This is a genomic window from Clostridium estertheticum, assembly GCF_011065935.2.
Taxonomy (GTDB): Bacteria; Bacillota; Clostridia; order Clostridiales; family Clostridiaceae; genus Clostridium_AD; species Clostridium_AD estertheticum_A.
The window spans coordinates 2,491,128-2,516,202 of sequence record NZ_JAAMNH020000001.1; the positions used below are offsets into that span (position 1 = coordinate 2,491,128).

Annotated in this window: 23 protein-coding genes and 1 pseudogene; 17 read left to right on the forward strand and 7 right to left on the reverse strand. The window is 32.7% G+C overall.

Annotated elements, in window-relative coordinates; translation table 11 throughout:
* From pdhA to G9F72_RS11635, 3 genes are all read right to left on the reverse strand, one after another.
* Positions 1-1,086 (reverse strand): pyruvate dehydrogenase (acetyl-transferring) E1 component subunit alpha, encoded by a 1,086-nt coding sequence (gene pdhA, locus G9F72_RS11625; protein WP_164957533.1) that lies wholly within the window; start codon positions 1,084-1,086, stop codon positions 1-3.
* Between the two features lie 201 nt (positions 1,087-1,287).
* The gene (locus tag G9F72_RS11630; protein ID WP_164957532.1) at positions 1,288-2,631 is read right to left on the reverse strand and encodes a sigma-54-dependent transcriptional regulator; all 1,344 of its coding nucleotides are present in this window, start codon (positions 2,629-2,631) and stop codon (positions 1,288-1,290) included.
* 10 nt (positions 2,632-2,641) lie between these two features.
* Positions 2,642-4,669 carry a transporter substrate-binding domain-containing protein gene (locus tag G9F72_RS11635; protein WP_164957531.1) on the reverse strand — a complete coding sequence of 676 codons (2,028 nt, stop codon included), beginning with the start codon at positions 4,667-4,669 and terminating at the stop codon, positions 2,642-2,644.
* A gap of 119 nt (positions 4,670-4,788) precedes the next feature.
* Between G9F72_RS11635 and G9F72_RS11640 the strand changes: the two genes are divergently transcribed.
* Complete coding sequence (locus G9F72_RS11640) at positions 4,789-5,250, forward strand: hypothetical protein (RefSeq protein ID WP_164957530.1); 462 nt, start codon at positions 4,789-4,791, stop codon at positions 5,248-5,250.
* 20 nt (positions 5,251-5,270) lie between these two features.
* Here the strand turns inward: G9F72_RS11640 and G9F72_RS11645 are convergent, their stop codons facing one another.
* The gene (locus G9F72_RS11645; RefSeq protein ID WP_164957529.1) at positions 5,271-6,911 is read right to left on the reverse strand and encodes a sigma-54 interaction domain-containing protein; all 1,641 of its coding nucleotides are present in this window, start codon (positions 6,909-6,911) and stop codon (positions 5,271-5,273) included.
* Between the two features lie 370 nt (positions 6,912-7,281).
* Here G9F72_RS11645 and G9F72_RS11650 point away from each other — a divergent pair, with 370 nt between their 5' ends.
* The 9 genes from G9F72_RS11650 (at position 7,282) to G9F72_RS11690 (ending at position 16,299) form a co-directional block, all read left to right on the forward strand.
* On the forward strand, positions 7,282-8,493 hold the full coding sequence (locus tag G9F72_RS11650; protein WP_164957528.1) for a CaiB/BaiF CoA transferase family protein: 1,212 nt from the start codon (positions 7,282-7,284) through the stop codon (positions 8,491-8,493).
* A gap of 97 nt (positions 8,494-8,590) precedes the next feature.
* Positions 8,591-9,412 (forward strand): acyl-CoA dehydratase activase, encoded by an 822-nt coding sequence (locus G9F72_RS11655; RefSeq protein ID WP_164957527.1) that lies wholly within the window; start codon positions 8,591-8,593, stop codon positions 9,410-9,412.
* A 23-nt stretch (positions 9,413-9,435) separates the two neighbouring features.
* The gene (locus tag G9F72_RS11660) at positions 9,436-10,656 is read left to right on the forward strand and encodes a 2-hydroxyacyl-CoA dehydratase subunit D (RefSeq protein ID WP_164957526.1); all 1,221 of its coding nucleotides are present in this window, start codon (positions 9,436-9,438) and stop codon (positions 10,654-10,656) included.
* A complete protein-coding gene (locus G9F72_RS11665; RefSeq protein ID WP_164957525.1) occupies positions 10,656-11,786 on the forward strand; it encodes a 2-hydroxyacyl-CoA dehydratase subunit D in 1,131 nt (376 codons plus the stop codon). The genes G9F72_RS11660 and G9F72_RS11665 overlap by 1 nt, the downstream gene beginning before the upstream one ends.
* Positions 11,787-11,844: 58 nt before the next feature.
* Positions 11,845-12,978 (forward strand): putative isocaproyl-CoA dehydrogenase AcdB, encoded by a 1,134-nt coding sequence (gene acdB, locus G9F72_RS11670; RefSeq protein WP_164957524.1) that lies wholly within the window; start codon positions 11,845-11,847, stop codon positions 12,976-12,978.
* A 38-nt stretch (positions 12,979-13,016) separates the two neighbouring features.
* A complete protein-coding gene (gene etfB, locus G9F72_RS11675; RefSeq protein WP_164957523.1) occupies positions 13,017-13,802 on the forward strand; it encodes an electron transfer flavoprotein subunit beta in 786 nt (261 codons plus the stop codon).
* 77 nt (positions 13,803-13,879) lie between these two features.
* Entirely contained in the window at positions 13,880-14,911 is a 1,032-nt protein-coding gene (locus tag G9F72_RS11680) for an electron transfer flavoprotein subunit alpha/FixB family protein (RefSeq protein WP_164957522.1), read from the forward strand.
* A 74-nt stretch (positions 14,912-14,985) separates the two neighbouring features.
* On the forward strand, positions 14,986-15,216 hold the full coding sequence (locus G9F72_RS11685; RefSeq protein WP_164957521.1) for a hypothetical protein: 231 nt from the start codon (positions 14,986-14,988) through the stop codon (positions 15,214-15,216).
* Positions 15,217-15,306: 90 nt separating this feature from the next.
* On the forward strand, positions 15,307-16,299 hold the full coding sequence (locus tag G9F72_RS11690) for a D-2-hydroxyacid dehydrogenase (protein ID WP_164957520.1): 993 nt from the start codon (positions 15,307-15,309) through the stop codon (positions 16,297-16,299).
* Positions 16,300-16,456: 157 nt separating this feature from the next.
* Here the strand turns inward: G9F72_RS11690 and G9F72_RS11695 are convergent, their stop codons facing one another.
* A complete protein-coding gene (locus tag G9F72_RS11695) occupies positions 16,457-18,079 on the reverse strand; it encodes an N-acyl-D-amino-acid deacylase family protein (RefSeq protein ID WP_164957519.1) in 1,623 nt (540 codons plus the stop codon).
* A 217-nt stretch (positions 18,080-18,296) separates the two neighbouring features.
* Between G9F72_RS11695 and G9F72_RS11700 the strand changes: the two genes are divergently transcribed.
* Positions 18,297-18,737: an SRPBCC family protein gene (locus G9F72_RS11700; RefSeq protein ID WP_164957518.1), complete on the forward strand. Its 441-nt coding sequence runs from the start codon at positions 18,297-18,299 to the stop codon at positions 18,735-18,737.
* 81 nt (positions 18,738-18,818) lie between these two features.
* On the opposite strand, the pseudogene G9F72_RS11705 reads toward G9F72_RS11700, so the two are convergent.
* Positions 18,819-19,126 (reverse strand): annotated as a pseudogene (locus G9F72_RS11705) (aminotransferase class III-fold pyridoxal phosphate-dependent enzyme); the annotation flags it as partial.
* Between the two features lie 109 nt (positions 19,127-19,235).
* On the opposite strand from G9F72_RS11705, the gene G9F72_RS11710 reads away from it, so the two are divergent.
* The 4 genes from G9F72_RS11710 to G9F72_RS11725 all read left to right on the forward strand — a co-directional run bounded on the left by G9F72_RS11710 (position 19,236) and on the right by G9F72_RS11725 (position 22,182).
* The gene (locus G9F72_RS11710) at positions 19,236-19,769 is read left to right on the forward strand and encodes a GNAT family N-acetyltransferase (RefSeq protein WP_164957517.1); all 534 of its coding nucleotides are present in this window, start codon (positions 19,236-19,238) and stop codon (positions 19,767-19,769) included.
* Positions 19,770-20,037: 268 nt separating this feature from the next.
* Positions 20,038-20,574 carry a hypothetical protein gene (locus G9F72_RS11715; protein WP_164957516.1) on the forward strand — a complete coding sequence of 179 codons (537 nt, stop codon included), beginning with the start codon at positions 20,038-20,040 and terminating at the stop codon, positions 20,572-20,574.
* A gap of 387 nt (positions 20,575-20,961) precedes the next feature.
* Positions 20,962-21,093 (forward strand): EAL domain-containing protein, encoded by a 132-nt coding sequence (locus tag G9F72_RS11720; protein WP_164957515.1) that lies wholly within the window; start codon positions 20,962-20,964, stop codon positions 21,091-21,093.
* Between the two features lie 174 nt (positions 21,094-21,267).
* On the forward strand, positions 21,268-22,182 hold the full coding sequence (locus G9F72_RS11725; RefSeq protein ID WP_164957581.1) for a DMT family transporter: 915 nt from the start codon (positions 21,268-21,270) through the stop codon (positions 22,180-22,182).
* 199 nt (positions 22,183-22,381) lie between these two features.
* Here the strand turns inward: G9F72_RS11725 and G9F72_RS11730 are convergent, their stop codons facing one another.
* On the reverse strand, positions 22,382-22,690 hold the full coding sequence (locus tag G9F72_RS11730; RefSeq protein WP_164957514.1) for a hypothetical protein: 309 nt from the start codon (positions 22,688-22,690) through the stop codon (positions 22,382-22,384).
* A 445-nt stretch (positions 22,691-23,135) separates the two neighbouring features.
* On the opposite strand from G9F72_RS11730, the gene G9F72_RS11735 reads away from it, so the two are divergent.
* Both G9F72_RS11735 and G9F72_RS27420 read left to right on the forward strand, forming a co-directional pair.
* Positions 23,136-24,017, forward strand: a complete 882-nt coding sequence (locus G9F72_RS11735; RefSeq protein ID WP_164957513.1) for a sulfite exporter TauE/SafE family protein — start codon at positions 23,136-23,138, stop codon at positions 24,015-24,017.
* 130 nt (positions 24,018-24,147) lie between these two features.
* Positions 24,148-25,074, forward strand: coding sequence for an MBL fold metallo-hydrolase (locus G9F72_RS27420; protein WP_224676094.1), 927 nt, complete (start codon positions 24,148-24,150; stop codon positions 25,072-25,074).
* The last annotated feature ends 1 nt before the right edge of the window (position 25,075 follow it).

Sequence of the window (25,075 nt, forward strand, 5' to 3'; positions counted from 1 at the left end):
CTATTTTCCTCCTTCCTTTAAAAATTCATTATATTCTTCATATTGCTCCACTAAATTTGGAGTCATTTTTTCATACTGATATTTAAAAATATCCTCTAAAGGTACTATGCCAGAGGCTTCTACTTTTTTAAAAGTTTCATTTACGAAGGCTTCATAGCTTTCAGTTTCTTTTAAATCTTCACCTTCAGACCACAGTTCTTTTTCTATTAGGTATTTTTTCATTCTTATAATAGGGTCTTTTTTCTTCCACTCTTCTACTTCTTCATCTTTCCTATATAAAGTAGGATCATCAGAAGTTGTATGAGCTCCAATTCTATAGGTATAAGCTTCAATTAAGGTTGGGCCACCGCCATTTCGTGCTCTATCTACAGCTTCTTTTGTAGCTGCATACATTGCTAGAACATCATTTCCATCCACTAAAATGTTTGGCATGCCATATGCGATACCTTTTTGGGCTAAAGTTTCTGATCTAGTTTGAGATGCCCTACCTACGGAAATGGCAAATTGGTTATTTAATATGACAAATATCACTGGTGATGAAAATACTGAAGCAAAATTTAATGCTTCATGGAATTCTCCTTGAGAAGTTCCACCATCACCTACGTACGCTATTGTTACATGATCTTCTCCTTTGATTTTAGAAGCCATGGCTAGCCCAGTAGCATGATTTAACTGAGAGGCGATGGGCACAGAAATTGGAAGCATTTTTACATTAGGTGGAAATTTACTTCCGGCTTCGTTTCCATACCAGTATAAATAAATTTGTTCTAAAGATACTCCTTTATAGAGCCAAGCTCCCATTTCTCTAAAAGCGGGAACTAACCAATCTCTTTCTTCCGTAGCTGCAATAGAACCAACCTGGGCAGCCTCTTCACCATGGTTTGGAGCAAAGGTTAACATTCTACCTTGTCTTTGATATTGCAAAGCCTTTCCGTCTGCAATACGACTATGAAGCATTGTCTTATATAATATGATTAATTTTTCTTTTTCTAATTTAGGAAGCAAATCTTCATTTATAACTACACCGTATTTATCTAGTACGGAGAAGATTTCTTTATTTAATGAATTATATTTTTCAGTAAGCATAATGAACCTCCTTAAGCTATTTATATATTATATACAGAATATCATTTTAATGTGTGAATTGCAAGATTATTAAGTAATAATTATTATTGAATGATAAAATATTTTTAAGGATTAATCTATTTTTTAATAGACTGCTAAATTTCAATAAAAATAAAAGCAGGCAATTTTTTTCCACATTAGTTGGAAAAAAATTGCTCGCTTTTATTTTTGTATCTCATATTCATTGACTTTATTTTGTAGTTGTCTTCGAGTGATACCCAATACTTTTGCTGTTTTTGTCATGCTAAAGTTATTTTTGACCAGTACGGTTTCTATGTATTTTTTTTCTATTGCAGATCTAAAGGCTTTTAATGTTTGATCTCCTTCATAGTCTGTAGCTGGAATCTCATGTATTAGCAAATCATCTTTTGATATAATACCATTTTCACTAAATACTACCAGCCTTTCGATTATGTTTTTAAATTCTCGTACATTGCCTGGATAGTCATACTGGGTTAGATATTCCCAAACCTCAGGCTCTATGGTGTGTATTTCTTTATTCATTTGCTTTGAAGCCATTGCTATGAAGTTACTAGCCAAACTATATATGTCTTCTTTATGTTCCCTTAAAGGGGGTATTTCTATTATGATGGTGTTTATTCTATAGTAAAAATCTTCTCTAAATAGACCTTGGTCTATTAATTTTACTATAGATTTGTTGGTGGCTGTTATAAGTCTAAAGTCTACTGGGGTACTTATGTTGCTACCTATTTTTTCTATTGCTCTGTCTTCGATGACTCTTAGTAGTTTGACTTGTGTTGATAAGGGCATGTCAGCTATTTCATCTAGAAATAGTGTTCCCATGCTAGCTGATTCAAATCTACCAATTCTTTCTTCGGTGGCACCAGTGAAAGCCCCCTTGCTATGTCCAAATAGTTCGGATTCCAATACACTTTCAGATAGAGAATGACAGTTAACTGCTACAAATGGTTTGTTTTCGCGCTCACTCTGAGTATGAATGAAGTTTGCAAATACTTCTTTTCCTACTCCTGACTCTCCAAGTAAAATGACGTTGACGTTGGTTTTGGCCACTTTTCTAGTCATATCAATAATTTTTTTAAATTCGCTATTTTCTGATTCGAGAACTAATTTCTCTCTTTTATCATAGGTTTTAGAGTTTAGTTCTGATTTTTTGTACTCTTTATATGCTTTTTCTATTTCCTCTATGAGTTCAACAGGATCATTTCCTTTTACAAAATAAGATACTGCTCCTTTTTTCATCGCTTCTACTGCGTTAGGTACAGTGGCATAGGCAGTCATAAGTATGACTTTGATATCATCGTCGTATGCTATTATTTTTTCTAAAAGCTCTATGCCATTCATTCCATCCATCATTAAATCCGTCACTACCATCTGATATTTATTGTGCTTAATTTTCTCTATAGCATCTTCTGCTGAGAGTACTGTTTCTAATATATAACCTTCTATTTCAAGTATTTTAGCTAGTCCTTTTGAGTATGCTCCTTCATCATCTACTATTAATATTTGATAATTTTTACTATTCATTCACTATCTCCTATTTCAATATTAGTATGGGGTCATTTATCTTTGTTGGAAGTGTAATGATAAACTTTGAGCCTTCACCAATTTTACTTTCCACTCTAATTGTTCCTTCCATCTTTTGTACTTCGTTATATACAATAAACAATCCAAGGCCAGTGCCCCCACTTACTTGCTTAGTAGTGTAGAATGGATCAAATAAGTACATTTGTGTATTTGCATCCATGCCTATTCCTGTGTCAGATACTTCTATGATTATATTTTCATAGCTTTTGAACGCTTGTACCTGAAGTATACCTCCTTGCTGCATAGCATTCGTTGCATTTGAAAAAAGGTTTAGTAGGATATGTTTCAGTGATTCACTATATAGCTCTACTTCTAAATCTCTTTCCACGTATAGCTTAAAATCTATATGTTTTTGCTTTAAGGCTTTTTGATTAAGTTCATAAAGATTTGCTATGAAATCTTTGACTTCTATATTGTGTATTTTGTTATCAGAAAGCCTTGAAAAGTTTAAAAGATTATCTATGATTTTATTGGCTCTAGTTACTGAAGTTTCTATTGTATCTATTGCCTCTTTTTTATCCTCTTCTTTTTCCATACGTCTAAGTAAATATGTATAGTTTCTAATGATTCCAAGAGGCGTCCTTATTTCGTGTGCAATGCCTGCAGCAAGCTGACCAACAGCCGCCATTTTACTTGATTGCAACATCTTTTGCTGCGCAAATTTTAAATCAGTGATATCTTCCATCATTATAAGTACGCGCTCTCTAGTGTTTGGTACTTTATCCAGTAGATAAGTTCTCACTTTAAATGTTCTATTTTGATATTCTACTGCTTTTTCTACTGAAGTTCTAGTTTCAAATATGTCTTTAATGAGGCAAACGTCACAGTTGCTTCCTAGTATTCCGTTGATATTTTTGCAGTGCATATGTTTTACCACATCTACAGAGGATCCTATATACTCACAAAATGCTGTATTGGATTCAGCAACAAAGCAGTCCTCGTTTACCACCACCATTAAATGAGTGGTAAGTCCATTGAAAGTAGTCTCTAATTCGTTTTTTGAAATACTGAGTGCATTTGTTTGTTTTTTGACCTCTATTTTTAGTTCTCTGTTCCAATAGTAAAAAAATAGAGCAAATATCATTGCTAGGACTATAGCATATTTAACATAAAGCATATATATCTCAGCGTTATTATTTTTCATGATTAAAGGTGATATGCCAAACCATTTTCCATATATTCTTTCCATGGTGTTATCTTTTTGCAGCTGATATATTGCTTTGTTAAGTATGGTTACTAATCTTTCATTGCCTTTTTTCACTCCTATTAGGGCTGGCCTCTCGTACAAGTATTCATTTAATATTGAATATTCGCGGCTCAGTCCTTCTTGAGTTAAATAATAGTTTATTACTGATTCATCTCCAAGGACCGCATCTACGTCGCTCTTTTCCAGGCGGCTAATAGCGTCTCTTAAATTTTTAGTTTCAACTCCATGTACATCAGTATAATTTTCAGCTAAATGCTCAAATATATAGTCACCTTTTATTGCGGCTATAGTTTTCCCTTTTATATCCCCAGGTGTTTTGATATTAGTATTATTTTTTTTTATTAATATAGCACCTCTTTGATAGTATATAGGATCAGTAAATATAAAGCTTCGAGAGCGATCCTTGGAAGCGTGCATATCGCAAAAATCTATATCTCCACGTTCCAGTGCTGTAAGGGCATCATTCCAAACCATAGGTTTCATTTTTATTTTGACTCCTAGTTCTATAGAAAGCGCATTGAAATAATCTATTACGAGTCCCTCATACTGTCCACTATCTGAATTTAAATATCTTAGCGGTGGGGTATTTTGATCTGATCCGTAAATCAAGTCTCCATATTCTTTCAAATACTCTTTATCAGAGGCATTTAGCCGTTGGTCTTTAGAAAAAAATTCCACTATGTTCATGTTGTGTTCTATTTTGAAATAACTATTTGCAAATATAAGTGCAGTTATTATAATTAAAAATCCTAATATATATTTTTTCTTCATTGTTTTTTTCACCCTGTATTATTATAACATGCAAATAGAATATTTTTTGTTAATTTTGAATACTATGAGTATTAAGTAATAATTATTTGGAAAAAAATATGAGAATACGGAGGAAAACTATGAAGAAAAAATTACTAATAGGTGGTGCTATCGCAATCATATTAATTATCATAAGTGTTATAGCATTTAATAACATAAGTATCTATAAAGAAAAGGAAGAAACTAGAATTATTTATATCATGGATTCTTATGTAAAAAACAATAAAAATTATGTGGTTATAGATTTTATAGAATGGTTAGGACCAGGCGATTGGAGAAAGATAAAAGAAATTGAAGGGTTTAAGGGAAATGAGGAGGAGTGTAAAGATCAATTTTTGTTAGATGATTATTATATATATAATGAAAAGAAAGAAAATATAGTTATGGAAGTTGATAAACAAGCTGAAATAGTAAGACTACCAGTTAGTGGAGAGCCTAGTCCATACAATGGTTCATTTGGAGAATTTTCTATTCATCATCCTCATGAAATTACAATTAAAAAAGGCATTATAACCAAGATAGAGCAAAGGTATATTCCTTGAAACTCCAATGCTCATATATTTTACAATTTTATAGAACCACTTTTGATTTTTCGGTGTATTGTGCAAGGGTTAACTCCGAGTTCTTTAGAAGCATTCACAACGGAGCCATGTTTTTCTATGGCTTTGGGGATCATTATTTGGTCCACTATACCATATACAATATTTAGATTACTATGGCCATTTATTATAACACTAGGCATATCATTTAAAGAATCGTAAACCTCACTTAAGCTCATGAATATGCTAAGGTCATCCTCACTGATAACATCATTAGCTGCAAGGACAATTAACCTTTCTATCATATTTTTAAGTTCTCTTATGTTTCCCGGCCAATCATACTTAGAAAGTATTTTTATTGCTATTGGTGAAAATCTTAAACATCTATTATATTTTTTGTTATAAAAATCAAGGAAATACTTAATTAAAGGAATAATATCCTCTTTTCTATCTTTGATAGACGGAATTTTAATTGGTATAACATTAAGGCGATAATATAAATCTTGTCTGAATTTTTTACTGTTATGAAGTTCCGCTTCAGATACATTTGTAGCACTGATATATCTTATATTTAACCTTATAGGTGTTGTCCCACCTATTCTTGTGAATTCATTTTCCTGTATTACCCTGAGGATTTTTGTTTGCATTGGCAATGGTAATTCCCCAATTTCATCAAGAAAAATGGTACCTCCATTGGCTTCTTCTAAAAGGCCTTTTTTACCACCTCTTTTAGCGCCTGTAAAGGTTCCCTCTTCATAGCCGAAAAATTCAGATTCCAAAAGTTCTGTGGGTATTGCACTACAGTTTATTGTAATAAAAGGTTTTTCTCGCCTGGGACTATAGTTATAAATCATCCTGGCAATAATTTCTTTACCAACACCTGATTCTCCAGTAATAAATATGGATGAGTCATAAGCAGCTGCTCTTATGACCATTTTTTTGATGTTATCAATAACATTACTTTGACTAATATATTCTATAGTTTCAGGCTGTTTAATATCCAGATTTGTGCTTGTTTGTAATTTTATTAATCGGGTAATATCGCGACCAGTAAGTACACCACCCTTTAAATCACCATTATTATGGAAAAAAGGCATAGCTGTGTAGGCAAGGATTTTTCCACTTGGATATTTAACATTTCTATAAATTTTCTCTTTAATTTTTAGCATATCAATAATAATAGGATCTTTTACCAAACCTCTTTGTGATATGTCATAAATGCTTTGACCAAGTGCTTCACAGCGATTAAAGGGCAAAAGAACATCGCAAAGGTCATTCATTTTTTCAATTATACCCTGTTCATTGAAAATAACAATTACCTCATCAATATCATTTATAACATTCTCTACAGTTTTATTATTAATAACAGAGCTATCAAACATATACATAATATTAAGTGAATTACCTTCCGCAGTTAGAATATGTATGCTAACAGGACAAGGGATGCCGTTCATTAAAATACAGCGGTGGCTAGTTTCCTTTTCTAAAATATCTTCATACTTGAAATCTATATCAAGGTCTTGTATATTCTTTAGAATTTTGATTTTTGTATACTCTAAAATACTGTTCATTATGGTATTAGTATATAATACTTGTCCAGTATCATTACATACAATTATCGGATTATATATTTTGTTTAACATATCTTCTGAAATAGTATTCATATAACACCATGCCTTTCAAAATAAAATAAAGCCTTGAAATTACAAAATTAATTGTTAATATAATAACGTTATAATATCATATTTTTCTCGATAAAGATAGAAAATAATGCATATTTTAAATGTAAAAAATTGAATACGCATAAAAATAATGCATAATGCAACAAAAAATTGCATTATGCAAGAGATTTTAATAAATTCTCGTGTAAAAGCTTGTTAAAAAATAGACTTAGTGTGGTTTCCTAAACAAGTGATATTTGGCATGACTTTTGCTTTAACATATAGTGTGTAAAAGGTTACAATCTTTAAAGGTTTATAATACTTAAATATATATAATGCCTAAATATAAAAAAATATTGAAAGGATGATTAAAATGGATGATAACAAATGGCTATTAAAAGGAATTAAAGTTGTTGAATTTGCAACATTTATCGCTGCACCATGTGCTGCTAGAATGCTTGCTGATTGGGGTGCAGATGTTATTAAGGTAGAGCCTATTTCTGGAGAAAACATGAGGGGTATTGGCTGTGTATACTCATCTCCTTGCCAGGATGATGAAAATCCTTGGTTTGAAAATGAAAACTTCAATAAAAAAAGTATTTGCGTTAATGTAAAATCTACAGAAGGTATGGAAGTATTTCATAAACTACTTGCCGAGGCAGATATTTTTGTTACAAATGTTAGAGTGCAAGCTCTTGCAAAACTTGGATTATCTTATGAACAGCTTAAGGTAAAATATCCTGGTTTAATATTTGTTCAAGCTTTAGGCTATGGAGAAGAAGGTCCACTAAAAGATAAACCTGGATTTGACTACACCTCATATTTTGCAAGAGGTGGTGTTATGTCTTCACTTATGGAAAAAGGTACTACTCCAACAAATGTTGCTGCAGGATTTGGTGATCACTATGTAGGTATTGCTCTTGCAGCAGGTGCATGCGCAGCTCTTGTAAAAAAAGCTAAAACAGGCACGGGAGAAAAGATAACAGTAAGTCTTTACCATATGGGTATTTATGGACTTGGTTCTATGATTATGTCTGATCAGTACGGAAATAAAATGCCAATGTCTAGACTTAGTCCAAACTCTCCTGTTTGCAATTCATACCAATGTAAGGATGAAAAATGGATTCAATTAGCATTAATACAATATGATCAATGGATTGAAAGATTCTTTAAGGCTATTAGTAGACAAGATTTAATGAATGATGATAGATATAATACCCGTAATGGAATGGTGGAAAATGTTGAGTCAATGGTTACTATTGTTGCAGAGGCAATGCTTAAAAAAACTCTTGATGAATGGGAAAAAGTTCTTATTGAATGTGATATTCCATTTGAAAGGGTTCAGTCTTGTGCAGATATTGCAGTGGATGAACAGGCTTGGGCAAACGACTATTTAGTAAAGAAAATATATGATTCAGGTAATGAAGGTATTTTAATCAATTCACCTGTTAAATTTGGAGAAATGGGTATTAGGGAAATGACTCCTGCTCCAAGACTTGAAGAAAATACAGATGAAATCTTAAGTTCAATTGGATATAGCATAGAAGAAATTAAGACTTTAAAATCAGGCAAACTAGTTAGATAGTTTTAGTGAAATTGTAAGTAAGGCATATTACTCGAAATGATAGCATATAAATTTGCAATTTATTTAAAGGTGCCTAAATAGGAAAGGACAGGATAGTATGTATACAATGGGACTCGACATAGGCTCTACAGCAACCAAGGGTGTAATTATTGAAAGTGGTGTAAAAATCGTGGCTACTGCAACTATATCCTCAGGTACAGGTACTACAGGACCTGCAAGGGCATTGAAAGAATTATTTGGGAAGCTGGATATTACACGTTCTGATATTGAAAAGATAGTAGTAACTGGGTATGGAAGAATGAAATATTCTGATGCTGATAAGCAAATTAGCGAGCTGAGTTGTCATACAAAGGGAGTTAACTTCTTAGTTCCTAGTGCTAAAACTATTATAGACATTGGTGGTCAAGATGCAAAAGCATTAAAGCTTAATGAAAGTGGTAAGTTAGTTAATTTTGTTATGAACGATAAGTGCGCTGCTGGCACAGGAAGATTTTTAGATGTTATGGCAAGAGCACTTGAAGTTAATGTTTCAGATTTAGGTGACTTGTCTGCTAAATCTACAAAGGAAATTCCTATAAGTAGTACATGTACTGTTTTTGCAGAATCAGAGGTAATTTCTCATTTATCCAATGAAGTAGCAATTGAAGATATTATTGCTGGTATTCATGCTTCAGTAGCTAAAAGGGTTTCTAGTCTTGCAAAAAGAGTAGGTATCCAGGAAAGTGTTGTAATGGTAGGTGGGGTGGCAAGAAATAGAGGGGTTGTTAGAGCTATGGAAGCAGCCCTTGGACTTGAAATTATTGTGCCAGATTTAGCACAACTTACTGGAGCATTAGGAGCAGCTTTGTATGCATTCGATGAACTTGAAAGTAAAGAACTTAAAAATAATGAACTTGAAAGCAATGAAATTGAAAACTAATCAAAGGTTTGAGGAGGAGAAAAATGAGCGATAAATTATCATCAAAAGAAGTAATAAGCAATTTATTAGCAAAGCAGTACGAAAATGCATTTGAGGCTAAAGCAAAGGGTGAACCTGTAGGTTGGTCCACATCTGTATTTCCTCAAGAGCTTGCGGAGTGTTTTGGGCTTAGTGTATGCTATCCTGAAAATCAAGCAGCAGGAATAGCTGCAAAAAGAGAATCACTGAAATTATGTGGTATTGCAGAGGACACAGGATACTCTAATGACATATGTGCTTACGCAAGAACTAATTTTGGATTTCTTGAAAATGGCGGTTGTGAAAGCTTAGATATGCCTCGTCCTGACTTTCTATTATGTTGTAACAACATTTGTAATCAAGTTGTTAAATGGTATGAAAATATCTCTAAGGAATTAAATATACCACTTATTTTGATTGACACTACATTTAACAATGAATATGAAGTTAGTCAGGAAAGAATAGATTATTTAAAAGGTCAATTTGATGAAGCTATTAAACAGTTAGAAGTGATTTCTGGAAAGAAATTTGACCCTAAAAAATTTGAAGAGGTCATGAAGATTTCTACTAAAAACGGTAAGCTTTGGAAGTATTCAATGAGTTTACCTTCAGCAAAGCCATCTCCTATGAATGGGTTTGATTTATTCAACTATATGGCAGTTATTGTTTGTGCAAGAGGTAAACAGGAAACAACTGATGCTTTTGAACTATTAATTGCAGAATTAGAAGAGAGAATTAAAAATAAGGAAACAACCTTTAGGGGAGAAGAAAAATTTAGAATCATGATGGAAGGCATACCTTGCTGGCCATATATTGGATTTAAAATGAAAACATTATCAAAATATGGTGTTAATATGACGGGGAGTGTTTACCCTGATGCCTGGGCTTTAGAGTACGAAGTCAACGATCTAGATGGAATGGCAAGAGCCTATAGTAGTATGTTTAATAATGTAAATTTAGATAGAATGACTAAATTCAGAATAGATTCTCTAAAATCAGGTGACTGCGATGGTGCTTTCTACCATATGAACAGAAGCTGTAAACTGATGAGTCTTATGCAATATGAAATGCAAAGGAAGGTATACGAAGCTACGGGTTTACCTTATGCGGGTTTTGATGGAGATCAAGCAGATCCAAGGAATTTTACAGAGGCTCAATTTGAAACAAGAATACAAGGTTTAGTTGAAGTAATGGAAGAAAGAAAAATAACTGGAGGTAATGACTAATGAATACTTTTGAAACTGTTTTATCACAGATGAAAGATGTTATTAACAATCCAGGAGCAGTGGTGAAATCATATAGAGAAAAAGGTATCAAAATAGTTGGATGTTTCCCTGTTTACTGCCCTGAAGAGATCATTCATGCTGCTGGAATGTTTCCAATGGGTATTTGGGGAGGCTCCACAGAGATTGAATTAAGTAAACAGTATCTTCCAGCATTCGCTTGTTCAATTATGCAGTCTTGCCTTGAATATGGATTAAAGGGAGATTACAATGATTTATCAGCGGTTATTATACCTGGTATGTGTGACACATTAATATGTATGGGCCAGAATTGGAAGGTAGCTGTTCCACAGGTTGAATATATTTCCCTGGTTCATCCTCAGAATAGAAAAATTGAAGCTGGCGTTGTGTATTTAAAAAGTGAATACAATAATATCAAAAAAAGGTTAGAAGAAATTAGTGGTTGCATCGTTACAGAAGAAAAATTAAATGAAAGTATTGAGATTTATAATAAGTATAGAAAAACCATGAGAGAATTTGTAGAAGTAGCTGCAAAGTATCCCAATATTATTACTCCAATAATTAGAAATACAGTCATTAAGAGTGCTTTCTTCATGGAAAAATCGGAGCATACAAAATTAGTGAAAGTTCTTATTTCTGAAGTAGAGAAAATGCCTGCTGAGAAATGGTTAGGAAAAACAGTATTGTTATCAGGTATATTAGCTGACTCAGAAGAGTTACTAAGTATTCTCGCTGAAAATAACATTGCAGTAGCTGCAGATGATTTAGCACAGGAAACAAGACAATTTAGATTTGACGTTCCAGAAGGATCGGATGGAATAGATAGATTAGCAAGATTTTGGTCCATTTTTGAGGGCTGCTCCTTGGCATATGACCCTGAGAAAAAACGTGGAGCTATTATAACCCAGCAAATAAAGGAAAAGAATATTGACGGTGTTATTTTCTGCATGATGAAATTCTGTGATCCAGAGGAATATGATTATCCACTAATGAAGAAAGAAGTGGAAGCAGCGGGAATTCCTACTTTATATCTTGAGATAGATCAACAAGTTCAAAATAATGAACAAGCTAGAACTCGTGTGCAAACTTTTGCTGAAATGCTAAGCTTATAATTTGAAAATGACTATATAAAAATAATGCTATATCAAAGTTGAAATGGAGGATATTATTATGTTATTTAAAAAAGAACATATACTTTTACAAAAGGCAGTTAGAGATTTTGTAAAAAAAGAATTAGACACACTGCCAGCGGAGATGGATAAGACTGGTGTGATGCCAAGGGAATTAATGGATAAACTAGCAAAGTATAAATTTTCAAGTACAATAGTTCCAAAAGAATATGGTGGAGCCGGTGCAGATTATGTTTCATATGCAATAGTTATGGAAGAAATCAGTAGAAAATGTTGTTCAACAGGTACATTTGTTACTGCTGGATCTTCTCTTGTTGCATTACCTATTATGAATTTTGGTACAGATGCTCAAAAAGAAAAATACTTAAAACCTTTAGCTTTAGGCGAGCAAATTGGCGCCTTTGCTTTAACTGAACCTGGGGCAGGTTCTGATGCAGGTGCGCAGCAAGCAGAGGCTGTGTTAGATGGAGATAACTATATTTTAAATGGTAGAAAGTGCTTTATTACTAATGCTCCCATTTGTGATTTTGCCATAGTAATTGCTATGACTGATAAATCTAAAGGCGTACGTGGTACTTCAGCATTTATAGTAGAAAGTAGTTGGGCAGGATTCTCTCATGGTGCTCATGAGGACAAGATGGGTATTAGAGGTACAGAAACTTCTGATTTAGTTTTCCAAAATGTTGTGGTTCCAAAGGAGAATTTAATAGGCAAAGAGGGTATGGGATTTAAAATTGCTATGAATACTCTTGAGGCTGGTAGAATCGGTGTTGCGGCGCAAGCTCTTGGAGTTGCTCAAGGTGCTTTAGATGAAGCTATAAAATATACTAAGCAAAGAATTCAATTTGGTAAACCACTATCTAAGTTCCAAAATACTCAGTTTACCATAGCTGACATGGAAACTAAGGTATGTGCAGCTAGATTATTAGTTTATGATACTGCAGAAAAGAAAGATGCTCATATGAAAATTGAAAAAGAAGGATCTATGGCAAAATACTATGCAGCAGAGGTGGCTAATGAGGTTGCTTATAAATCGCTACAACTTCATGGTGGATATGGTTATATAAAGGATTACCCAATTGAAAGAATGTACAGAGATGCTAGGATTTTATCTATTTATGAAGGTACATCACAAGTACAGCAAATGGTAATCGCAGCCAGTGTTTTAAGATAGAAATAATATAAAAATTTTTATACTTGGAGGTATATATTTTGAAAATATTAGTTTGTGTAAAACAAGTACCAGATACTACAGAAGTTAAAATTGATAAAGAGAAAGGAACCCTTATTCGCGAGGGTGTTCCAAGTATTTTAAATCCAGATGATGCTAATGCATTAGAGGAAGCTCTTAAAATAAAAGATAAATATAAAGATGTTACAGTAACTGTGGTTTCCATGGGACCACCTCAGGCAGATTATATGCTAAGAGAATGTTTAGCTATGGGTGCAGATGATGCGTTTCTTTTAAGTGATAGAGCCTTTGGTGGTTCTGACACCTGGTCAACATCTAATGCAATAGTAGCAGGTATCAATAAAATCGGACAATTTGATATTATTTTTGCAGGAAGACAAGCAATAGATGGAGATACAGCTCAGGTAGGACCTCAGATTGCTGAAAAACTGCATATGCCACAAATTACATATGTTCAGAACCTTGAAATTAAAGGTAATGAATTAGAAGTACAAAGGCAACTAGAAGATGGATATGAAATCATTAAAGTAGATATGCCGGTATTATTAACAGCGGTTAAGGAGTTAAATGAACCTAGATATATGTCAGTAGACAAAATATTTGATGCATATAAAAATGAAATTGTGGTTTTAGGCTTTAACGATATTGACATTGATTCAAGTCACGTAGGATTAAAAGCTTCACCTACTAAAGTATTTAAATCATTTACCCCACAACCTAAGGGAAAGGGCGTAATGCTTGAGGGGACATCTAAGAACAAGGTTGAACAATTAGTAGTGGCTTTAAAACAAAAACACATTATATAAGTTGATTTGCAATAAATAGGTTGCATAATACTGAATTTATGGAAAAACAAAATACATTATATTAGTTGGAGGTAAACATGGATATGGATTTAAGTTTATATAAAAATATATGGGTATTTGCAGAGCAAAGACAAGGTAAAATTTCTCCGGTTGTAGTTGAGCTTTTGGGAGAAGGTAAAAAGCTTGCGAAGGAAATTGGGGTTGAATTATGTGCTGTGTTACTGGGAAAAGATATAAATGGACTTGCTAAGGAATTAATTTCTTATGGTGCGCAAAAGGTATACCTTGCGGATAGTGCTCTTTTAGAAAACTATACAACAGATGCTTACACAAAAGTTATTTGCGATGCTGTAAATCAATTTAAACCAGAAATAATGCTACTTGGAGCAACTCATATTGGTAGAGATTTAGCTCCTAGGATGTCATCTAGATTAGACACGGGACTAACAGCAGACTGTACAAAACTTGAAATTGACCCAGAGGATAAAAAAATCATGCAGACTCGTCCTGCTTTTGGAGGTAACATTATGGCCACTATTATTTGCCCAAATAATAGGCCACAAATGTCTACTGTAAGACCAGGTGTTATGGACAAAGCTCTAAAGGATGAATCAAAAGTTGGGGAAATTATTAATTTAGACTTTAAATTGTCAGAGAAGGATATAAGAACAAGGGTAATTAAAACTGTAAAAACAAATAAGGATATGGTTTCTTTAGTGGATGCTAATGTCATTGTTTCCGGTGGCCTTGGTCTTGGAAATGAAAAGGGCTTTGAAATGCTCAAAAAGCTTGCAGATAAATTTGGTGGAGTAGTTGGTGCTTCTCGTGCAGCTGTTGATGCAGGATGGATTGATCATTCCCATCAAGTAGGTCAAACTGGTACAACTGTGAAGCCTACTGTTTATATTGCTTGTGGTATTTCTGGTGCCATTCAACATGTTGTTGGCATGCAGGAAGCAGATGTAGTAATTGCTATCAATAAAAATCCATCAGCTCTGATTTTTGGAGTAGCTGACTATGGTATTGTTGGAGATGTATATGATATAGTTCCAATGCTCACTGAAGACTTAGATAACGTTGATGAATTAGTAAAAATGATAAATGCATAAATAAAAGGCCATAAGTATTGTGAGTATTAATTGGTGAAAATCTCAAATTAATATAATAATATTTCCTAGGTAGAATGGATACTGAGGCTGCACGAGAAGAAAGAGAAACTAAGAGAAGTGCATTAGTTTCTCTTGGGTATGTAATATTTGCATGGTGTGTAGCTCAGTTTGGACTTATACCACTTATTTCAAAAGGGTATGGAACAATAGGATATATTTCAATATTTGTTATCATATTACCACTACTTATAAAAGGTATTATAGGATGGAAACCAGTGAACAAAGATAAAAATGTTGCATTATAATAAACGGATTAGAAGTTAATATAAAAGCAGACATAATCATCGCCTAGAATCCCTGTATGCTTATTTTTACTATAAAAGGAGGAAATAAAAATGAAGTTAATTATGTTCAGTGCAAGAGAAGATGAAGTTAGTGCTGCTAGGGTCTGGGGTAAAAAGCGTGAAGTGGAAGTTGAAAATATTTCAGAACCTTTATCATTAGCAAACATTCATTTAGTAAAAGGTTTTGATGGAGTTTGTCTTTGTCAAACAAAAAAGATGGAAGATGGAATTTATGAAGGATTAAAAGATAAAGGAATAAAACAAATTGCATCACGTACAGCTGGAGTTGATATGTTCGATATGGTGGAAGCAACAAAGCATGGATTATTTATTACAAACGTGCCTGTATATTCGCCTAATGCAATTGCTGAATATGCTGTGGCTGCATCACTTAATATTGTGCGCCATGTGAACCATATTAAAGTAGCCATGAAAGATCAAGATTATCGTTGGAGAAAAGAGATTATATCTAAAGAAATAAGATCCATGACTATTGCAATTATTGGAACGGGTAAAATTGGATGCATAACAGCGCAAATATTTAAAGGTTTTGGTGCAAAAGTTATAGGATATGATTTATACCCTTGCGAAGAAGCTAAAGGGTGTATGGAATATGTAGATACTCTTGAAGAGGCTGTTACACAAGCAGATTTAATTTCATTGCATATACCGGCTACAAAGGATAATTTTCATTTGTTTAACAAAGAAATTTTTGATAAGATGAAAGACGGTGTGTTTTTCGTTAATACAGCTAGAGGGACAATTGTTGATACAAAAGCGTTAATAGAAGCTTTAAATAGTGGTAAAATTGCGGCTGCAGCTTTAGATACCTATGAAAATGAATTTAATTATTTTACAAAAGATTTTACGGGTAAGGAAGTTGAGGATGAGATGTTAAAAGAGCTTACTCACCGTGATGATGTATTACTAACACCACACATAGCATTTTATACTGAAACAGCAGTTAAAAACTTAGTTGAAGGTGGATTAGATGGGGCTTACGATATTCTTAAAAATGGTACTAGTAATTATATTGTAAACTAACTTTATTTATAGCCCAGGTTGTTTAAAAACCCAGTATGATTTATTATTATACTGGATTTTTTACATACAATTATGAGGTAGCATTTTAATTTAGATTTAGAGGAATATTTTTTGAAAACTTTTAAGGGAGAAGAATTGGGCATAACCCTTAGAATTTTTAAATGACGGACAAGATAGGAGAGCTTTTATAAACTTTTCCATAGAAACTCTTACATACCACACCATCTCTTACTGCAAGCTCGCCATTTAATACAACAAATTTAATTCCAACAGGTTTTTTAGTTGGTTTAAAGTAATTCTCAAAACCTTCAATTTCCTTTAAATCAAATAAAACTATATCAGCAGTCTTACCTACAGCTATTTCTCCCATATCTTTAAGGCCTAAAGTTTTTGCAGGCAGATATGATATCTTATATATAGCATTCTCAAGAGAAAGAGCCTTTTTATCTCTCACAAATTTACCAATAAAAAGAGGATAGTTCCCATAAAGCCTTGGATGTGGATTTCCTGCTGGTATGCTATCTGATCCTACCATTTGCAGTGGATGATTTATTAGTTTAATAGTATCCTCCTCGGAAAACACATTTAGAGTTACTATTGCTACCCCAAACTTTTCTTTAATAAGCAGCTGCAGTGCAAAATCTAAAGGATCAATACCTAAATCTTTAGCAATGGTGCCTACAGTTTTTCCAACGTATTTTAAATTTTCCACTTCTTTTACTGAAGTTATAAGTATGCCATCCCAACCTGTAATTAAGCTATAATTGTCCCAGCCACTATAGTGAGTTTTGATACTTCTAAGCTCTTCTTTAAGTTTTAGGACCATTTTTTTATCTTGAAGCCTTTTAACCATTTCGCCGCTCCCGCCAGCAGTAATCCAAGGTGGTAAAAGCTGAGTCATAAGAGTGCTTCCAGATAAATATAAATGCTCATCAAAGGTTATTTTAATTCCTTTTGCTACTGCATTATCTACATAACTTATAAGTTTTTCAGCATCTGAGCCCAAATCCTTGGAGTTATAAGAGCGCATATGAGAAATGTGAAGCCTTACTTTAGATTGCTTGGCTATATAAATTATTTCTTCTAGAGCATTTGTGATAGTATCATCATGATTTCTAAGATGAACCATAACAATTCCATCATACTTTGCTATAACCGTACATATAGCTATTAACTCTTCTTTTGTGCTGAAAATTGCAGGTATATATTGAAGCCCTATAGACATGCCAAAAGCACCAGCTTTCATAGCATTCTCTGCAATTTCACACATGGCATTAATCTCCTCTTTAGTTGGTATTCTACTATCAAAGTTCATAACACTTGTCTTAATTGCTCCATGGGAAATTAAAATGGAGAAGTTGTTTTTTAGTCTTTTTGAAGCTATTTTATGTATATAGTCGTCTAGATTAGAAAAACTCCACTTAAATGAAGGATCTCCAACTACTCCTCTTATATAGTTTTTCCATATGCTATTTTCGTCTTCAATACAAGGGACGACGCCTAAGCCACATTGTCCTACGAGCTCTGTGGTTACACCTTGCATTAGTTTTAAATTTTGAATATTTTCATCCATAAAAGGTACTAAATCATTATGGCTGTGTACATCAATAAACCCCGGGCAAACTATAAGTCCATTAGCATCAATAATTTCTAAGGCTTCTTCATCAATATTACATTCGATTTTTACAACTTTTTCATCTTTTATTCCTAAACTTCCTTGATAAGAAGGATTGCCTGTACCATCTAATATACGACCATTTTTTATTATTATATCTAACATTTCAATTCATCCCCTTATTTTAAATATAGTACTTTACTGATTATTATGCAATAAAAAACTGTAGTAACTTCACAGAATAAAACAGTGGTTTTGGCCAGCAGATAAACAATCTTTTGAAGAAAAAAATAGGTAGGATATATAAAAAGATGTCAAGAACTTTTAGAGTAATTAGGTTATAATAGTAGGAAAAACATTTAACTAAAAAGGAGAGAAAATTATGACAAAAGAAAAGCTGCTTAATAATTCAACAATAACCGTAGAAACAATAGTTAATGCCACCGTGGAAATAGTATGGAAATATTGGACAGAACCACAACATATAACTAAATGGAACAATGCTTCAGATGATTGGCACACACCGTTTTCTGAAAATGATTTAAGGGCTGGTGGTAAATTTCTTTCAAGAATGGAAGCTAAAGATGGTAGCTTTGGATTTGATTTTAGTGGTGTTTATGATAAAGTGAAATTAAATGAGATTATTTCTTATATTTTAGATGACGGGAGAAAAGTCAAAATCACCTTTATAAGTCAAGAAAATAATACAAAGATACTCGAAGTTTTTGAAGCTGAAAAAACCAATTCAATTGAGCTGCAACAGAAGGGATGGCAGAACATTTTAGATAATTTTAAAAAATATATTGAGAAATCAACAATTTGAAAATGTAAACTGAAAAGCAGGTATCTAACGCAATATTTGTGATAGAAAACTGCTTTATTACTATATATACTTATTATATACGAGGGGATTCCCACCAAAGGTGCATCCATGATCACCGGGTACAAAAGTCGTTGAAGCCTTTTCATTGGTAATCCGCCGCCTAAAGCCTTAGCGATACAGATTACATCAGGAATAACTGAAAATTTCTTATAAGCAAATAGACTTCCCAGACGTCCCATGCTGCATTGCACTTCATCCGTTTGATACTTCTCCTGCCCGGTAACAGAAAGTGCGCCCATAGTTCTACCATGAAAAGAGTTGTCCATATATATGAATATATTTTTATATGGCACCATAAAAACACAGTGGATTTTTCTTAATATTTTTAAAATTCACTCTAATTTTTTAACCAATACTTAACGAAATATATCTTGTCTTTTGATTTAATACTATGTATAATTACTCACAGAAATAAATGTGATATGGGGAGGTAGATCCATGGAAAAAATGTCTTTTGAAATTAGAAAAGCGGTTTATACCGACATTGAAGAAATACGAATACTAGCAAAGGAATCCTTTAAGATGTATACCGAAAATGCTGCAATTACAGAACTTATTGCACCTCTTGAGGAAACCTATGAGGAGATAAAAAAGGCTATAGAAACCACTGAAGTTTTTGTAGCTCTATATAACGAAGAAGTTATTGGTAGTGTGAGAATTGAAATAAAACTAGATAGTACTGCTTATTTAAGTAGATTCGGTGTTTCACTTTCACATCAAAATAATGGTATTGGTAAAATATTAATGAATGCAATTGATAACTTAATGATAGAACTGGGGATTACCTCTTTATATCTTCACACTGCATCCAGAATGTTTTCACTTATTAGATTTTATTATGGAAGAGGCTTTTATATAGAATCCACAACTAATGATCGAGGATATATAAGAGCATTGCTATGTAAGGAATATATAGCAGATAAAAGTGAGGATTCCTTAGACAATGATTATGAAGATCGTTCAGTAGTATAGTAGAAATAATAAGTAAAACAAGCTGAACTTGGCTTAAAATAAAGCTGTGTCAAAAATATTATAATATTTTTGACACAGCTTTATTAAAATTATAATCTATTGCATCTTTTACAAAACCTAACATATACATTGCTTCTTCGTTGGTTACAATAGGACTTTGATGAAAATACATAACGTAACTTAGAAGTACTTTTCCCTGATAATAAAGAATATACTACTAATGGATATGACTGAAATAATTTAACTTAAAAGGGAGGGGCTGTGTACTGTGGTGTATACTAATATAGATATTATAAATGTGTTTAATAGAAATCTATTAGAGGCGCAGGATGAATTAAAGCAGTTGAAATTTCGTGCTACTGATAGTACACCTAGCTTTACAGCATTGGGTGGTTGGGTATTTGAGGAGACAATATGTGATTGCTTTTCAAAGGAATTAAAAAATTTACCGTTAAATAGGTTGGTACAATTTCAAGTAAAGGAACAGTTCAAGCTTAGCGGTTTTAAAACTGGAAGCAGGGGAGTTAGTGATTTTAGAATAAGCAATGGAGATAAACATATACTTTTAGAGGTAAAATCAAGTGGTCTTCATAGCCCTAAGAATTTTGTTACTTATAAAGCCTACCATGGAATTATTAAGGCACAAGTAGGATACGAATACTTATATATAACTGGTTGCGAAACGTCGAAACCCTATAAACAAGAGACACAGAATATATTTGGAGTTGAAAATTCCTTCTTTTTAGATACAGATACAGATGCTTGGGAAAAGTTTGTACAAAGAGTATATGATATCCTTATATAAATTTAAATAACCTAAATATGAATAAAAAAAGCGCAAGGATTTTATCAATCTTCTTGCGCTTTTACTATAGGGCAGACTACTGCATTTATAAGAAAAAAATGTATTTTTATATACAAATATAGTATAATATAGTACTATGATAATGGGTGATTAATATGAAACTCCACGAAATTATTCAGGGTTGTATTAATAGCAAATCTGATTTTAATATTATTTCTTTATATATTTTCAAAAACATTTTTACTGAAAAAATTTACTAATATAGAAATTGATAATACTCATACAAATATCAAAGTTGTGCTTAATTACATTGAAAGAGATCAATAATAATGGTTTCAATAATTTTTTCCTTAGGTATTTTAACATTACTTGCACACAGTGTAAAAAATGGCAGCAGAAGGAATTGAAACAGATACAGAATTTGCTCTGTTAAAGGAACTTAAGTGTGATTCTATTCAAGGGTATTTAATTGGGAAACCAATGATATCCTTTGATTTTGGAGAAAATTTTATCAAGTGAAAACTACCCAGTAGTTATTTTAAATAGCTATCTACTGGGTGATTTTTGTGTATTTTTCCTCTGGATTTAACAAATATATCTCTTCCTAAATCTTGTGCTTAATTATCAAAATTTCTTGATATGATAGCCATGAGATATTTGTATAATAAAAAGAAGAAAGTGAGTTTGAATATAATGAATTGCAAGCCAAGAATAAAAGGAATAATACTTGTAATAATAGGGGCTACACTATGGGGTGTATCAGGCAGCGTTGCTCAATTCTTGTTTCAGCAAAAGGGATTTAGTGCAGAATGGCTTGTTGTTATTCGTCTACTAGTATCAGGAATAATTTTATTATTATATGCTTTAATAAAAGGTAATAAGAACATATGGAAAATATGGGAAACTAAGCATAACTGCTGGAGTCTAATAATTTTTAGCATTATAGGGATGGTAGGTGTGCAGTATACATACTTTGCTGCTATTAAATATGGAAATGCTCCAACAGCCACGATACTTCAATATTTATCAGCGGTGATAATTGCTTGTTATTTGATTATTTTCAATAAAAGAATTCCGAATTTACAAGAAATCATAGCCATTATACTCGCAATGGTGGGTACATTTTTTATTATTACAAAAGGCAATATACATATCCTGTCTATTTCTAAGTTAGCATTATTTTGGGGAATTTGTTCGGCGTTTACGGCAGCTTTTTACACATTGCAACCTCGTTATCTTCTTGCTAAGTATGGTTCTACAATTGTAGTTGGATGGGGGATGCTCATTGGTGGAATAGCTTTTAGTTTTGTCCATCAGCCTTGGACATTTACAGGTCAGTGGTCAATTATTTCAATGTTTGCTGTTATATTTGTGGTGTTATTTGGAACACTTATCGCATTTTGCTGTTATCTGGAAAGCTTAAAGTACATACAACCAACAGAAACAAGTGTACTATCTTGTGTTGAACCATTATCTGCAGCCTTTTTATCTATATATTGGTTGAATGTTACTTTTGGCGTATCGGAATGGTTAGGAACGGTGTGTATTATAGGTACAATTATAATTTTGTCTCGGGTGAAAAATAAAGGGAGCAATAAGGGGGAGTAGATTATTTGTAGGGATATCTTCAGCATCTAAATAACCTTTAATATTGACTACTCCCTTTAAAAATAAGACAAGAAACATATTATGCATATAATATGTTTCTTGTCTTATTTTCTTTGAGCAAGAGCCAAGGAATATTAGCTGGCAACTTCTGACTATGATTTAATTCTTCTATGGTTTAGCTATCATAAACAATGTATTATTATTCTTTCCTGCAACAATTCTTATGAACCCAGCTTTCTAACTCTGTATAACAAATTACTTCTCCTGGAGCAATAGGGTTACTACATACCTGACAAGTTGAGTTATAGTCAGCTATCTTTGTTTTCCCCAGCCATAGGGGTTTATTAAGTTCTATTAATTCCTTTTGTAGTTCATCCTCTGTAAATCCCTTGCAAACTAACTCACGTAAATAACCAGAAAAATTATTGTCTCCATGAGTTAATTTAGATTTTCTTAATGCTAACCTATACACATGTTCTGGCATACTAATTGATATTTTTCTAATCATTATCAATAACTCCTATAGTATTAATATCTACTTATATAATATGACGATAAATATAATTGGTGCATACACTGTATACAAAATAGCTACCTTTGTAGATTAAGAGGCTTAGTGGAAGAGAAAAAAATATTTTTTCATTGAAATGTATAAATATTTTTCAGTGGTTTTTATTGTGAAGTTTTAACAATTACAGGATAATATCAGCAATTTATGTATACTCTATTAGTACATCACAAAAATTCTGTGAATAGAGGGTTTATAGTTATGACTACAAAGAAAAATAATTAGTTTTATGGTATTGCGATGGTAATAAAGCTAAAGATAAGCTTATAAATGTATAAGGCGTTAATATAATTGAGAATATTATGAATTATCTGTATATTTAAAATTCATAATGCTATAAAATTTAATAAAATATATTGCTATAATGCAAGAATGGAGATGTTTTATGGTTAAAATACTATTAGGGTCACTGATTTTGTTTGTATCATACTTTGCTTTTATTTATTTCTCAGATGTTCTCAGAGCGGCAAAGACAGGAAAAATCAAAAATAAAAATTTTATTGTTTTTGGTGGAATAGGATTTATAGCTAATTTTTTTGATACTTTAGGAGTAGGAAGCTTTGCTATTATAACATCTATAGTTAGGTTCTTCAAATTGACGGATGATAGAACCCTCCCTGGCACTTTAAATGTATCTTGTACGATTCCAACTGCTTTGGAGGCGATTATTTTTTTAACTGTTATAAAAGTTGATAAAATAACATTGATTTCAATGATTATGGCTGCAGTTTTAGGTGCAATAATAGGAGCAGATATTGTTGCCAAATTTAACATAAGAGATGTAAGAATTGGAATGGGACTCGCGCTAATTGTGGTTGCTGTTATGATGCTTTCGGGACTGCTTCATCTTATGCCAATTGGCGGAACAGCCAGTGGGCTTATAGGAATTAAACTTATGGTTGCTATTGGTTGTAATTTTATACTTGGAGCACTAATGCAACTTGGTGTTGGCCTGTATGCTCCTTGCATGGCACTAATTTATGCACTTGGAATGAACCCTCTTGCTGCTTTTCCAATAATGATGGGCTCCTGTGCTTTTCTAATGCCTGCGGGATCTGTTCAATTTGTAAAAAAAGAAGCATATGATAGAAAAGCATCTATAGCTATTACTCTGTTTGGAAGTGCTGGGGTATTAATTGCTGCGTATATTGTTAAATCACTGCCACTAAATATTGTTAAATGGTTAGTGCTAATAATCGTAATCTATACATCTATTATGCTATTAGTATCTGCCCATCAAGCACGAAAACAAGTGAAAAATTCATAGAGATATACTCTTAGCAAACATAAACTTGCAGTTTCTGTGAGTAACTGTTGGTATTGCAGAATAAAAGAGATAATCATTACAAGGTATTTATATTACATTGTAATATTCCCTCCTTCAATATATTATTAATGTGGTTGGAACTCATCCTCATGAGGATCACATAGGTGGGCTTGATTATATAATTAATAGATTTAAGGTAGGAAAAATATACATGCCTAAAGCTACATCAACTACTAAAGCATTTGAAGGTGTAGTAACAGCCATTAAAAATAGTGGAATGACCGCTACAGTTCCAACACCAGGAAAAGGCTTTAAAGTAGGGGATGCTACCTGTGTAATTATAGCACCAAATGGAATTAACTATGAAGACACTAATAATAATTCTATAGTTATTAAAGTAAGCTTTGGAGAAAATTCTTTCTTATTTACTGGAGATGCTGAAGCGATTTCCGAGAATGAGATGTTAGCAAGTGGTTATGATCTTCAAGCAGATGTACTTAAAATAGGTCATCATGGTAGTAATAGTTCAACAACGCAACAGTTTTTAAATGCAGTTAATCCAAAGTATGCAGTAATAAGTGTTGGAAAAGAAAATAATTATGGTCATCCTGCAAAAGAAACTATGGATAGACTTATAGCTCAAAATATATCTGTATACAGAACTGATGAATCAGGTAATATAATAGGAATTTCAGATGGTAAAAACATAACTTTTAATGTTATTCCAAGTGTAAGCATAGACAATAATCCAAGTATTACAGATGTAAAAATAACATCTATAGATTTAGCAAATGAGATAGCAACAATTAAAAATTTTGGAGCTACTGATGTAGATATGACAGGCTGGAGCTTGTTAAGCACAGAAGGAATGCAAAATTATGATTTCCCAGATAAATTTATTTTAAAAGCAGGTGCCAGCATGAATATTACCAGTGGAGCAAATGCTAAGGATGATGAAGTGGTATATTTGAAATGGACCGGATCCAATATTTGGAACAATCTTGGAGATCTAGGGGAGCTTTATGATGCAAACGATGGATTAGTATCATCTAAGTAAG